Source organism: Halomonas chromatireducens, assembly GCF_001545155.1.
Lineage (GTDB): Bacteria > Pseudomonadota > Gammaproteobacteria > Pseudomonadales > Halomonadaceae > Halomonas > Halomonas chromatireducens.
The window spans coordinates 2026509-2038567 of record NZ_CP014226.1 but is presented as its reverse complement, the minus strand read 5'-3'; the positions used below and the strand labels follow the sequence as shown (position 1 = coordinate 2038567).

Here is a 12059-nt window from a genome sequence, read left to right as displayed (position 1 = left end):
CAGCTTTACAACAAAGGTCTTGAAGAGCTGGAGTTTCTTGTAGTGTCGGCGCCACTAGCCCACGCGATCGAGTGCTGCTGACGGGGCTGCGAGCTAACGTCAGCGTTAAAGGGTAAAGTATGACCACGAAAGAAGTCACAGCAATAGTACTATGGTAGTTCTCACTATGGCTTTTAGTCCAAGTGACCCACAATGTGCCCAGCTTGGTCTTGTATCTCACAAGCATGGACAGTACGAAGAGCAGATTATTCCAGGATATGTCTACATTGCAATGATAGGCACTTTTATCGTTATTGGGCTGATGGCTGTATATTCTTGCAAGGCTGAGAGGTCGCCCGTAATGGCTTTAACAAATCCATTAAATCGCAGCCTGCGGTCGCTGAAGACGACGGCCGAGCGTTGCCGTACAGCCGTGCTTTACACGTGTTGAGCGGCATCGTCATGAAACGCCCGGCCACAGTTCCCCTACTACGTAAGGTTCCAGAAATGCGCTATGTGGCGGGTCGAGGAAATGCCGACTTCCAGCATATACTTGCCTTCCTCCCCGAGGCCCTCGTCTCCCTCGGCCATGATCGGGGTGCCGTGGCCCATTCCTTCGATGATGTATTCCTCGATCACCTCCCGGCCGTCCGCGTTGCACCATACCTGTCGCGGAAAACCGTCAATCTTCTCCACCCGTGTCGGTGGTCCCTCGACCTCGTGAATCTTCTGCCACTGCCGGACGATAGAATCGGCGTTGGCATTGTCGACGGTCGAGTCGCTGCCGCCATGCCAGACCGAGATCGTTGGCCAAGGGCCGTCGAATGTCGAGGCGCCGCGTACTAGCGCGTCGAGCTTGCTATCCGATGGGCCCCCAACTCCCTTCATGCGAACCATTGCTTGCATCAGGGAGTCCGCGCTGCGGTAGGGCAGCCCGGCGATGATCGCGCCCCCCGCGAACACCTCCGGATAGGTAGCCAACATCACAGATGTCATGGCGCCACCCGAGGACAAGCCCGTGATGAAGACGCGCGCCGGGTCGATGCCATGATCTTCAACGACCTGCTCAATCATATGGCGAATAGAGAGAGGTTCACCGCCGCCGCGGTGGGTATCGCCAGACTTGAACCAGTTGAAGCTGCTAAGGGGGTTGTTGGTCTTTCTTTGCTCCGGATATAGGAGCGCTATCCCGCATTCGTCGGCGAGAGCAGACCAGCCTGATCCGTGATCATAGCTTTCGGCAGACTGGGTGCTGCCGTGCAGCACGACGATGAGCGGTCCGTTCGTCGGGAAGTTTTTCGGGATATAGGTATCCGCATGCAATGACCCGGGGTCAGTACCGAATTGTTTTAAATCCGTCAGTCGATTGCCGTTATCTGAAGATGTTGACATATGGCCTCCTTGCCATGAGTAGAGCGCATGAAACTGTCCCATCGAACGTCCGCACAGCGGACGGAAGCGGGCAGTCGAGGCCTTTGGCCTCCGGGCCAGTCTAGCATGGAGTGACCTTTGCGAAGCCGGCGCGCTGCATGAAAGCTGGCGGCTTGCCCTCTCATGCCAACAAAAGTGCTACGCGCTGCGCCAATCGCCTCATTCGCGACGAGAGTACGTACCAGAAAAAGCGCGCCATCACCCAAAGTCCCTGCGCCCGGATAGCTGCGTGCTGGAGTACGGCAGCGGTACGGGGAAGACGGTCAATCCCGGGCCCGCGCCGCTGCGCTTTGTATTCCCCTTTGGCGAGAATTGAAAACCACCCATGTAAGGAATTGCTTACATGGCGTAAGCCATTTCCCATGCTGACGCGACCTAGGTCAAAAATCAGCCGCGTTACGTAGATTTACACGTATGAAACCGTTAGCTTGGGGCTAAGTGGGCTGAAGCAAAGGCCTGAAGCCGGGACCCCACAGCTGAGATGACATCTTGGATTACGCGATCATATTTGAAGCCGCAAGGCCGCTGTGGTGGGTGCTTCCGCTCGTCGTGCTTCTCGGAATCTTCAAGACTCGCTGGTTCAAGGGCCTATTCGGTGAAGCCTTCGTCAAGCTGATCGCCAAGGTGCGGCTGCCGGCGGATGAATACCGAGGCATCCATAACGTTACGCTTGCCACGCCCGACGGCACCACCCAGATCGACCACGTACTCGTCTCCCGCTACGGCATTTTCGTCATCGAAACCAAGCACATGACGGGCTGGATCTTCGGCAGCGAAAGGCAGGCGCAGTGGACCCAGAAGATCTACCGCAAGTCGTTCAAATTCCAGAACCCGCTGCGTCAGAACTACAAGCATGTGAAAGCGCTGGAAGCCCTGCTCGACGTGCCGGCGGACACCATTCACTCGTTGGTGGTCTTCTCCGGCAGCGCCGTCTTCAAGACCAGGATGCCTGGCAACGTCACCATCGGTGGTGGCTATGTGCGGTACATCAGGTCGTTCCGGGAGCCTGTGCTGTCGGATTCCCAGGTCCAGGAAGTATTGGAAAGCATTACAACCGGCCGGTTGGCGCCCAATCGGCAAACGCACCGCCAGCACGTGAAACACCTCAAGGCCCGCTTCGAGTCCAGCGCTGAACGAACCTGCTCGAAGTGTGGCAGTGGCATGGTGCTGCGTACGTCGAAACGGAGTGCAAACGCCGGCAACCGGTTCTGGGGCTGCTCGGCCTATCCTAAGTGTCGGGAGGTGCAGGATGTGGCATAGCGCTGGGTATCAGGCGAGGGAGACTCAATGCGGACCTGCATCGATCGCTTCTTTTTCTCAAGAGGCGGCAACGCAGGCCGATGGTTCATTTGGTTAGCTGCATATAAGCACATGTTTCGAAGCGGGTTCTCAACCCGATGGAGGCATGTCAGCGGACTCTGACCGTCAGGTAGGGGGCTCGAGAGCAGCACTCCTGGCGGTAGCGTGCCTGAATGTTTCGATCATCCCTTATCCCAGAGGGCTACGTACGCCGGCAAAGCCCTTTCCCAGCACATGCGTATATGCTGCAAGAAGGGAATGCAGATCGCAGGGAACAGGGTGGTTCTGTCCTTGTCGCCCTTGCCAGCTCTCACCGTAATAATCTGACGTTCGAAGTCGATATCCCGGACACGTAGGCGGCATGTTTCGATGAGCCGCAGCCCTGAGCCGTACATCAATGTCCCCATCAGATACATGGAGCCAGATAGGTGGCTCAGCACGCCCATCACTTCCTCGTGGGATAGCACCACTGGCAGCCGGCGTGGGCGCCTGGCGCGCGAGAATTCACCGATGTCTCCTAAGGGCTGCTCAAGGACATGGCGATAGAGGAACACGATGGCATTCAGCGCCTGGTTCTGTGTGGCGGCTGCCACATGGCGTTCTACAGCAAGGTGTTCCAGAAAGGCGCGCACCTCGGAGCCTCCCATGCTGGCGGGATGGCGCACGCCATGGAAGCGAATAAAGTAGCGTATCCAGTAGCAGTAGGTTTTCTCGGTACGTGGGCTGTAGCGCTTCACCCGCATGGTAGCCTTCACCCGGTCCATCAGCTTCGGCGGTCTGTTGTGCGTATCCATAGAGTAGCTCCCTCATGATATGGATATACATACAGTATTATTGGTTCCGGCTAAACGCGCAAGCGTGCGAATTCTGCATAGGTGGCCGAGCTATACTTAGGCGCTGGCGAAATCAATGGCAGACCAAACGCCCTGAGTTATTTACTAAGCGGGTGGTCAATCACACGGGACCCGACACATAGCAATGTAAAGTCCTAAGATTTCCAATTAACAGTGATTGGACCGCACGTCCTGATATTGAGTGAACATCTTGCGCGTTCATCAATATTATCTGACGCGCCTCATTTCNCTTACGCTCGGGGCGCGGAGCAAACATGGCCCCGTACATGCTCACCACTGAACATGACGCTGGCGGCCGATGTGGTGGGCCGCACTCACGCTGCCCGCCTGATTCGCGAACACTCCAGCGACCCGGAACGGGACCTGAAGCGTCTCTGCCAGCTGCTGGTCCAGCTGTCGCAGATGGCCTCCGATTTACTGGAGCTGCGCGGCCTGGAGCTCAACCCGCTGCTGCTCAACCGCGACGGCATGGTGGCAGTGGACTTCGCCATGGATCTGGGTGCTCCGGCCCGTTTTTCCATCATGCCTTATCCCGAAGAGCTGCGCGAGTGGACGACGCTCAAGAATGGCATGGCGGTAGAGGTGCGCCCTATTCGTGCCGAGGACGCTCCGCTGATTACCAATTTCCACGGTCAGCTCTCCGAGGAGAGCATCCGCTTTCGCTATTTTCACAACAAGTCCGACCTGAGCCAGCGCGACCTCTCGATCCTGTCGCATATCAACTACGATCGTCAGATGGCCTTCATCGCCGAACATCGTAGAGAAGATGGCGGCAAGGAGATGCTGGGTGTGGTCAGGGTTTGGAACGATCCGGATAATATCCGAACGGAATTCTCGGTGATTGTCCGTGATGACATGGCCGGGCAGGGGCTGGGGAGCCTGCTGATGAAGAAGATGATCGCCTATTGCCAGGGCGTGGGTACACTGGAAATGATTGGCAAGATCATGGTCGATAACCATCCCATGCGGGCATTGATGAAGCACCTGGGCTTCCGATGTCGCTATAACATGGAAGAGCAGGTGGTGGACGCAGTGCTGCGTCTCAACGAGCCCGAGAGCGAGTGGCAGCGCCATCGCCTGGAGAGCATGCCGGACTGAAAATGGTGGTGGCTGGTCGCCCGGGGGCGAGAGGCCTGGTGTGCCACGCTGGCCTCGCGACCCCTTTTATCGAATGGTTCAGGGCGCCATGCGGAAGAAGTGCCATCTGCCGTCGCGCAACTCGTAGCGGATACGGTCATGCAGCCGGCTGGGTTGCCCCTGCCAGAATTCGATCATCTCCGGTATGACCCGGTAGCCTCCCCAATGTACGGGGCGAGGGATTTCCTGGCCTTCGTAGGCCTGCTCGAAGCGATGCTGTCGCTCCTCTATCCATGTCCGACCGGGAATGACAACGCTCTGGGTGGCGATCCAGGCGCCCAGTTGGCTGGCTCGCGGGCGGCTGTTGAAATAGGCATCAGACTCGTCGTTGGCGACCAGCTCGACACGTCCCTCGACGCGTAGCTGACGCCCTAGCGATGGCCACCAGAAGGTCAGTGCGGCATGAGGCACATTGGCCAGCTCGCTGCCCTTGTGGCTGTGATAGTTGGAGTAGAAGACCAGACCGCTTTCGTCGTATCCCTTGAGCAGGACAATCCGCGCATGGGGCAGCCCCTGGCTGTCAACGGTTGCCAGCGTCATGGCGTTGCCATCGTCGCCTTCGGCGTCCAGCGCCAGGGTGATCCACTCGTCCAGAAGTACCATGGGGTCAGCGGGCACCTTGTCCTCTTCCAGCTGGCCGCCCTCGTAGTCGCGCCGTATGTCGGCGATCTTGCGTGTCATGGCGTTCTCCTAGAAATTTTCTTACATGGTCGCTGTTGCGCGGCCGAAGCACAACAGATCGACGCTCCGTCCGGATACAAGAGACAAGAGAGAGGCGGGTAGCGGGGGGACCTCCTTTTGCCGGGGCACACAGCTTGTCTTCTTTACCATTCTATTCCAGCGACTGGGACATTGCTGAGGCTTCCTGCCCCGAGGCAGAGGCTTAGTTGCCGGCGCCCGCTTTCATCTGGCGGCTGCGAAAGCGGGCGTAGAGCATGCAGCCGGTAAACAGCCCCAGCGCGCTGATCGCTTCGAGCCCGCCCACCACACCTTGCCCGGGCAGCGTGGCCAACATGACTCCCTGGGTGAAGTAGAGCAGACTGACGAAAGCCAACCAGGCATGGCCCCGGGGACGGCGGCCAATGATCGAAGGCAGGAACAGGACCAGGGGCAGTACTCGAATCAGAATTGGCGTCAGCGGGTTGTCCCCGGCCTGCATCGACAGACCGCTCCAGATCAACAGCACCATCAGCAGGCCGAAGCTGCCCAGCACCAGTTGCCGCGAGCGATCGGTCAGGTTGTCGAGCCCATGGCGGGCCTCCAGATCCTCCATCCAGCGTCTCATGAGGGCTCCCGCAGGCTCTGCATGGCCAAGGCAAGGCGAGCGATACGCTTGCCCTGGGCGCGCACCAGGCGTCGCTCGCTGTCGGCAAGCGGTTGGTCGCTGCGCTGGCCGGCGACATGGCTGGCGCCGTAGGGCGTACCGCCGGCGGTGGTATCCATCAGGTCAGTCTCGCTGTAGGGGAGGCCGGCATAGACCATGCCATGATGCAGCAGCGGCAACAGCATGGAGATCAGCGTGGTTTCCTGGCCACCATGCAGGCTTGAGGTGGAGGTGAACGCGGTGGCCGGCTTGTCGACCAGGGCCCCGTTGAGCCATAGCGTGCTGGTGGTGTCGATGAAGTGCTTTAGCGGTGCCGCCATGTTGCCGAAGCGGGTCGGGCTGCCGAGCGCCAACGCCGCGCAGTGGCGCAGATCATCGAGGTCAACGTAGATGGCGCCTTGTGCGGGTATTTCGGGGTCGACGGCTTCACAGGTCGGCGAGACGGCCGGAACGGTTCGCAACCGGGCCTCGATGCCAGGGCAGGATTCAACGCCGGCGGCGAGCTGCTCGGCCATGGTGCGGGTCGCACCGTGACGAGAATAGTAGAGGATCAAAACGTAAGGCAGGACGTCGTGCATCTTGGCTCCTGAAGGCTAAGGGAAACTGGGCCGGGTCACTCTTCAGTGTGAAGCAGGGCGAGTACATCTTCCGGCGGGCGGCCCAGCACGGCGCGTTTGCCATCATCCGCGATGGGGCGTTCCAGCAGGCGAGGGTGGTCGACCAGTGCCTGGATCACCTGTTCCTGATCCTGAAGATCAACGTCCAGGGATTCCCATTCGGGTTCCTGGGTCCTTACCAGCGCCTCACCGTCCGCATCCAATCGCGACATCAGGTCGCGAAGCTCCGCTTCGTCGAGCGGCTCGTCCAGATAGCGACGAATGGTCACCTCGGCGCCGTGCTCCTCGAGCAGGGCGAGGGCCTGGCGGGACTTGGAACAGCGGGGATTGTGGTAGAGCGTGATCGTCATGGCGGGTTCCTCGATCCTTGGAAGTGCGGCTATTGTAGAAGGGGGCTCATGCTGACCACAACTACACATCCCCTTCCATCAGTTCCTCGACACCGACGTCCTCGTCGGCCAGCCTGCGGTAGACCCAGACCGAGCGTCCGTCCGTCAGGCGCTTTTCCACGCGGGCATAGCGAATACCCAGTCGTTCGTAGCGATCCAGCCGTTCCAGCTCATCGGCGCTGACCACGATCACTTCCCCCGCCACCCGCTCGCCTGGGGCTTCGACCAGGTCCAGCCCCTCGCGGCGGAAGCCTTCGAGCACAGCGGGCTCGGATTCGCCGGCTCGGCCCATTACGATCCAGCGCACCGGTGAAAGACGCAGGGTGCCATAGACGAAGACCGCATGGGGCCCTTCGTCCACCTCCGGCAGGTGATCGGGGCGATCATAGGTGAAGGGACTGAGCATGGTGAACCAGAGCCAGGCCATGATGGCCAGCGGCAGGGCCACCAGGCCAGCCAATAGATATCGCAATCCCTGCATAGGGGCTTCCTCACTTGATGTGACGCGGCTCATCCTGCCATGACAGGACCCTTGCCGTCCGGCTAGGATATCAGGAGCCTATCGGACTCGACGTTGATCTACTGCGATAATCGGTCAAATCCGACAGGCTCCTAGTCGTCTCGACAATGACGGAGGTGGCCCCCATGAGTCAGTCTGCCCGTGACGATCAGGATTTCCGAACGATGATGGGTGATGTGCGGCCGCTCCCCGCTGCCGCCAACCGGGCCAACCCCGAGCGGCAGGTGCGTCGCCCCACGGAGGCGCAACTGGCCCGTCGCCAGAGTGCCCAGGCCGAGACCGGCGAGGACAGCTTTCTCTCCGACGATTTCGTCGAGCTGCTGCCGCCATTCGATCCGGTCGAGTATCGGCGTGAGGGCATCCAGCAGGGGGTAGTGGACCGGCTCCGCCACGGCGGCTACCCGGCCCAGTCGCGGCTGCATCTGTTGCGCCGTCCGCTGGCAGAGTGTCGCCGGGTGTTGCCGTCCTTCGTTCATGAAGCCTATGCCCATGACCTTCGCTCGGTGCTGATCGTGCATGGCCGCGGCCGCGAGATCGACAGCCGGCCCAATGTGCTGCGCTCCTATCTGGTCAAGTGGCTGGCCCAGTTCGAGGAAGTGCAGGCCTTCGCCTCCGCCCAGCAGGCCGATGGGGGCCTGGGGGCCACCTGGGTGATGCTACGCAAGAGCGAGCGGGCGAGGGCGGACAATAGGGAACGGCAGCAAAAGCGCCGCGGCTAGGAAACACTGCACAAATGCCTGTGCGGCGAAACGCTACGTTGTACGGCCCTTGCGCTTGTAAACCAAGAAACCGGCTCCCAGGAGCCGGTTTCTTGGTTAAACACGGTGTAGTTCGTCAGGCCATCGAGGCCTCGGCCTCGCGGACCGCTTCGCGCAGCCGATGGCGGAACAGCGGCTCCGGTTCGTCGACGGCCGGCTGGTAGGCGCGGCTGAAGGCATTGAGTGCCTGCAGGGCATCTTCCAGCCACTGGTCTTCGCGCAGCGACAGGGCATCGAAGCCGCAGCGGGTCAGGAAGAAGACCTGATCGACCAGCACGTCGCCGACGGCACGGATTTCACCCGCATAGCCAAAGCGTTCCCGCAGCAGGCGCGCCATGCTGTAGCCGCGCCCATCGGTGAACTTGGGGAAGTCGATGGCAATCAGCGGTGCATCGGCCAGTTCGGCGGCGAGTTCGGGTGTCAGCTCGGTATCGCTGCCAAGCAACGGAGCCCGTTGCTGGTTCCCGGCCTGCTCCCGCCACAGGGCCAATGGCACGATGGCAGGTCCATCGGGGAGCGCCGCTTCTGGTTCGCGGATCAGCGTCCAGCGATCCTCGGCCGGGCGGCCCTGAAAGATGAAAGGCCGTGCGTTGGTAGCTTGATCAGGCATAGACCCGCTCCTTGAAGGGTTTGAGGCCGATACGGCGATAGGTTTCGACGAAGGTCTCGCCCTCGATGCGTTCACCGACATAGACCTGCAGCACCTTGTCGATCACTTCGGGTACCTTCTCACGGCTGAAGGAAGGGCCGAGGATCTTGCCCAGTGAGGCTTCGTTGCCCTGGGCGCCGCCAAGCGAGATCTGGTACCACTCCTCGCCTTTCTTGTCGACGCCGAGAATGCCGATGTTGCCGACATGGTGATGGCCGCAGGCGTTCATGCAGCCGGAGATGTTCAGCTCCACCGGGCCCAGGTCGTAGAGGAAGTCGAGATCCTCGAAGCGTTCCTGTATGGCGTGGGCGACGGGAATCGACTTGGCGTTGGCCAGGCCGCAGTAGTCGCCGCCGGGGCAGCAGATCAGGTCGGCAAGGGTGCCTACGGTGGGGTTGGCCAGGCCGAGCTCGCCGAGGCGCTCCCAGAGCGCCTCCATCTGGTCGACGGCCACATCGGAGAGCACCAGGTTCTGCTCGTGGGTCACCCGTAGCTCGCCGTAGCTGTACTCGTCGGCCAGGTCCGCCACCTGGTGCATCTGCTCCCAGGTCAGGTCGCCGGGCGAGTGTCCGCTGCGCTTGAGCGACAGGGTCACGGCCTTGTAGCCGGGCACCTTGTGACCATGCACGTTATTGGTCACGAAGCGGGCGAAGGCGCGATTCTCGCTGCGCAGCCGCTCGTAGTCGGCGATCGCTGCTTCGCTGATCGGGCGACGCTCGGGGTCGACGAAATGGTGCTGCATGTCCTCGACGGTCTGTCGGGTCAGCGTCTGTGGGCCATCCTTGAGGTGGGCCCACTCGGCATCGACGCGGCGCCGGAACTCTTCCACGCCCAGCGCCTTCACCAGTATCTTGATACGCGCCTTGAACTTGTTGTCGCGGCGGCCGAACTGGTTGTAGACCCGGACCAGGGCTTCCAGATAGGTCAGCAGGTGCTGCCAGGGCAGGTCCTCGCGTACCACCTCGCCGATCATCGGCGTACGACCGAGGCCGCCACCGGCCAGCACCTTGACCCGAACCTCGCCGTGCGCATCGCGCCACAGGCGGAGGCCTACGTCATGAACCTGGATGGCAGCGCGATCCTCGGCAGAGCCGGTAACGGCAATCTTGAACTTGCGCGGCAGGTAGGTGAACTCCGGATGGAAGGTCGACCACTGGCGAATCAATTCGCACCAGGGACGTGGATCCACCTCTTCGTCTTCCGCGACGCCGGCGAACTGGTCGCTGGAGGTGTTGCGAATATCGTTGCCGCTGGTCTGGATGGCATGCATCTGCACGCTGGCCAGCTCGGCGAGCATGTCGGGCACCGTTTCCAGCTTGGGCCAGTTCAACTGCAGGTTGGTCCGGGTGGTGAAATGGCCGTAGCCGCGATCGTAATCGCGGGCCAGATCGCCCAGCTTGCGCAGCTGGTAGGAGGCCAACATGCCATAGGGGATGGCGATGCGCAGCATGGGAGCATGGCGCTGGACATAGAGGCCGTTCTGCACGCGCAACGGCAGAAATTCCTCTTCGCTGAGCCTCCCGGCCAGATAACGGTTCATCTGGTCGCGAAACTGGGCGACGCGTTCATTGACCAGGGTCTGATCGTGGGTGTCGTAGCGATACATTCAGCCGGTCCTGCTGCTGTGGGAGTGGCGAAGCGTCAGGGGGCCACCTTAACGCCCCTGCATTATTCTATGAAAGAATAAATATTCATATTTTTTATACGGAAAGTAATATAAGGAGTCAAGTCCGCTGACTTGCGCCTATACCGCCAGCCGCTGCCAGTGGCGTCGCTGCCAGATAAGGCCGAACCAGGCTGAATTCAGACAGCGGTAGACGAGCTGTACCCACCAGATGCCCAGCAGGCCTTGCTCCATAGCCACCCCGACCCACCAGGCCAGTGGCAGGAAGACCAGCCATTGGAGCGTCAGCGTGGTGGTCATCACGGTGCGGTTGGCGCCGGCGCCAAGCAGGGCCTGACCGAGTACCAGCGCCGCGGCATCCAGCACGATCATGGCTGCGGTGAGCTGCAGCGGCAGTCGCCCGAGCTCGATCAGATCGGGGTCGTGAAGGAATAGGCCCAGCACCAGCTCGGGGAACAGCGCCATGGGCAGCGCCAGGGCCGCCAGGCAGAGCCAGGCCAGGCGTACCACGTCCCAGCCCCAGCGATGTGCCTCCTGATGGGCCTGTTGGCCCAGGGAGTGGCCGACCAATGTCATGGCCGCCATGCCGAGCCCCACGCCGGGCAGGATCAGTAGCAGCGAGAGATTGACCAGGACATGGCCCACCGCCACGCTGGCGGAATCGATCTGGCCTAGTATCCAGAACAGCACCGCGTAGCCTGCGGCGAACCACAGTTGCTGGAAGGAGTGGGGCAGGGCCAGGCGCAGAGTGGTGGTGAAGGTCCTGCGCCTTGGCAGCTCGACCAGGAAGCCACGCTTGCCTGCATGCCTCACGCTGACCAGTGCCCAGATGGCAAGCCCGATGAACAGCGACAGGGTCGTGCCCGCGCCCGCACCGGCGGGCCCCATCGCCGGAAGCCCCAGGTAGCCGAAGATGAGCACCAGGCTGGCGGCCACATTGATCACATGGGTGAACAGGATTATCCGCAGGTAGATCCCGGTTTGCTGGATACCGTTCCAGTAGCCGCGGAAACAGAAGATCATCGCCACGGCAATCAGCGAGAGGACGCGCCAGCGGAAGTATTCCACGGCTACTGCGCTCACGGCGGGGTCCTGATTGATCAGGCCGAGCAGAGCGGGCGCCTGCCACAGACAGAGCAGGGCAATGGGCAGCGCAACCGCGAATGCAATCACCAGGCCGGCGTTGAGCGGCATGGCGCAGTTCGGCCAATCCTCCTCACCATGGCGCCTGGCGGTCTGTGCCTGCACCCCCGACGACAGGCCGAACACCACGGCAGTGATCAGGAACATGGCGTAGCCGCCGATGCCGATGCCGGCCAGGGGTACCTGGCCGAGCGAACCGACCAGGGCCGCATCGATCAGGTTGATCAGGCTCTGCGACAGCATGCCGGCGATGATCGGCAGGGCCAGGCGCAGGATTTTCTGGCGTCGGAGCGATTCGGGCAGCATCCGGCTTCCGGTCGAAAGGGTGAGTGGGG

At 61.2% G+C, this 12059-nt stretch carries 12 protein-coding genes and 1 pseudogene; 3 read left to right on the top strand and 10 right to left on the bottom strand.

Annotated elements, in window-relative coordinates:
* Nucleotides 1-468: 468 nt before the first annotated feature.
* A complete protein-coding gene (locus LOKO_RS09450; RefSeq protein WP_066448186.1) occupies nucleotides 469-1371 on the bottom strand; it encodes an extracellular catalytic domain type 1 short-chain-length polyhydroxyalkanoate depolymerase in 903 nt (300 codons plus the stop codon).
* A gap of 528 nt (nucleotides 1372-1899) precedes the next feature.
* On the opposite strand from LOKO_RS09450, the gene LOKO_RS09445 reads away from it, so the two are divergent.
* The gene (locus tag LOKO_RS09445) at nucleotides 1900-2670 is read left to right on the top strand and encodes an NERD domain-containing protein (protein ID WP_066448181.1); all 771 of its coding nucleotides are present in this window, start codon (nucleotides 1900-1902) and stop codon (nucleotides 2668-2670) included.
* A gap of 221 nt (nucleotides 2671-2891) precedes the next feature.
* Here the strand turns inward: LOKO_RS09445 and LOKO_RS09440 are convergent, their stop codons facing one another.
* A complete protein-coding gene (locus tag LOKO_RS09440) occupies nucleotides 2892-3503 on the bottom strand; it encodes a phage integrase N-terminal SAM-like domain-containing protein (RefSeq protein WP_201025305.1) in 612 nt (203 codons plus the stop codon).
* A gap of 333 nt (nucleotides 3504-3836) precedes the next feature.
* Between LOKO_RS09440 and LOKO_RS09435 the strand changes: the two are divergent.
* Nucleotides 3837-4661 (top strand): annotated as a pseudogene (locus LOKO_RS09435) (GNAT family N-acetyltransferase); the annotation flags it as partial.
* A 78-nt stretch (nucleotides 4662-4739) separates the two neighbouring features.
* Here LOKO_RS09435 and pdxH read toward each other — a convergent pair.
* From pdxH to LOKO_RS09410, 5 genes are all read right to left on the bottom strand, one after another.
* Nucleotides 4740-5381 carry a pyridoxamine 5'-phosphate oxidase gene (gene pdxH / locus LOKO_RS09430; protein WP_066448177.1) on the bottom strand — a complete coding sequence of 214 codons (642 nt, stop codon included), beginning with the start codon at nucleotides 5379-5381 and terminating at the stop codon, nucleotides 4740-4742.
* A gap of 202 nt (nucleotides 5382-5583) precedes the next feature.
* Nucleotides 5584-5985: a DUF2069 domain-containing protein gene (locus tag LOKO_RS09425; protein ID WP_066448174.1), complete on the bottom strand. Its 402-nt coding sequence runs from the start codon at nucleotides 5983-5985 to the stop codon at nucleotides 5584-5586.
* Nucleotides 5982-6602: an NAD(P)H:quinone oxidoreductase gene (gene wrbA, locus LOKO_RS09420; protein ID WP_066448170.1), complete on the bottom strand. Its 621-nt coding sequence runs from the start codon at nucleotides 6600-6602 to the stop codon at nucleotides 5982-5984. Before wrbA ends, LOKO_RS09425 begins: the two co-directional genes overlap by 4 nt.
* Nucleotides 6603-6637: 35 nt before the next feature.
* Nucleotides 6638-6991, bottom strand: coding sequence for an arsenate reductase (glutaredoxin) (gene arsC / locus LOKO_RS09415; RefSeq protein WP_066448167.1), 354 nt, complete (start codon nucleotides 6989-6991; stop codon nucleotides 6638-6640).
* A gap of 61 nt (nucleotides 6992-7052) precedes the next feature.
* Nucleotides 7053-7511: a gamma-glutamylcyclotransferase family protein gene (locus tag LOKO_RS09410; protein WP_066448163.1), complete on the bottom strand. Its 459-nt coding sequence runs from the start codon at nucleotides 7509-7511 to the stop codon at nucleotides 7053-7055.
* Nucleotides 7512-7675: 164 nt separating this feature from the next.
* Here LOKO_RS09410 and smrA point away from each other — a divergent pair, with 164 nt between their 5' ends.
* Nucleotides 7676-8269, top strand: coding sequence for a DNA endonuclease SmrA (gene smrA, locus LOKO_RS09405; protein ID WP_066448161.1), 594 nt, complete (start codon nucleotides 7676-7678; stop codon nucleotides 8267-8269).
* 115 nt (nucleotides 8270-8384) lie between these two features.
* Here smrA and LOKO_RS09400 read toward each other — a convergent pair whose 3' ends face one another.
* From LOKO_RS09400 to LOKO_RS09390, 3 genes are all read right to left on the bottom strand, one after another.
* Nucleotides 8385-8918, bottom strand: coding sequence for a DUF934 domain-containing protein (locus LOKO_RS09400; RefSeq protein WP_066448158.1), 534 nt, complete (start codon nucleotides 8916-8918; stop codon nucleotides 8385-8387).
* The gene (locus LOKO_RS09395; RefSeq protein WP_066448156.1) at nucleotides 8911-10563 is read right to left on the bottom strand and encodes a nitrite/sulfite reductase; all 1653 of its coding nucleotides are present in this window, start codon (nucleotides 10561-10563) and stop codon (nucleotides 8911-8913) included. The genes LOKO_RS09400 and LOKO_RS09395 overlap by 8 nt, the downstream gene beginning before the upstream one ends.
* A 138-nt stretch (nucleotides 10564-10701) precedes the next feature.
* Complete coding sequence (locus tag LOKO_RS09390; RefSeq protein ID WP_066448153.1) at nucleotides 10702-12030, bottom strand: MATE family efflux transporter; 1329 nt, start codon at nucleotides 12028-12030, stop codon at nucleotides 10702-10704.
* Nucleotides 12031-12059 lie beyond the last annotated feature (29 nt).

Bases quoted from the DNA above. Each gene is read 5' to 3' on its own strand.
- LOKO_RS09450 (WP_066448186.1), bottom strand. From the start codon at position 1,371: ATGTCAACATCTTCAGATAACGGCAATCGACTGACGGATTTAAAACAA.
- LOKO_RS09440 (WP_201025305.1), bottom strand. From the start codon at position 3,503: ATGGATACGCACAACAGACCGCCGAAGCTGATGGACCGGGTGAAGGCT.
- pdxH (WP_066448177.1), bottom strand. From the start codon at position 5,381: ATGACACGCAAGATCGCCGACATACGGCGCGACTACGAGGGCGGCCAG.
- LOKO_RS09425 (WP_066448174.1), bottom strand. From the start codon at position 5,985: ATGAGACGCTGGATGGAGGATCTGGAGGCCCGCCATGGGCTCGACAAC.
- wrbA (WP_066448170.1), bottom strand. From the start codon at position 6,602: ATGCACGACGTCCTGCCTTACGTTTTGATCCTCTACTATTCTCGTCAC.
- arsC (WP_066448167.1), bottom strand. From the start codon at position 6,991: ATGACGATCACGCTCTACCACAATCCCCGCTGTTCCAAGTCCCGCCAG.
- LOKO_RS09410 (WP_066448163.1), bottom strand. From the start codon at position 7,511: ATGCAGGGATTGCGATATCTATTGGCTGGCCTGGTGGCCCTGCCGCTG.
- smrA (WP_066448161.1), top strand. From the start codon at position 7,676: ATGAGTCAGTCTGCCCGTGACGATCAGGATTTCCGAACGATGATGGGT.
- LOKO_RS09400 (WP_066448158.1), bottom strand. From the start codon at position 8,918: ATGCCTGATCAAGCTACCAACGCACGGCCTTTCATCTTTCAGGGCCGC.
- LOKO_RS09395 (WP_066448156.1), bottom strand. From the start codon at position 10,563: ATGTATCGCTACGACACCCACGATCAGACCCTGGTCAATGAACGCGTC.
- LOKO_RS09390 (WP_066448153.1), bottom strand. From the start codon at position 12,030: ATGCTGCCCGAATCGCTCCGACGCCAGAAAATCCTGCGCCTGGCCCTG.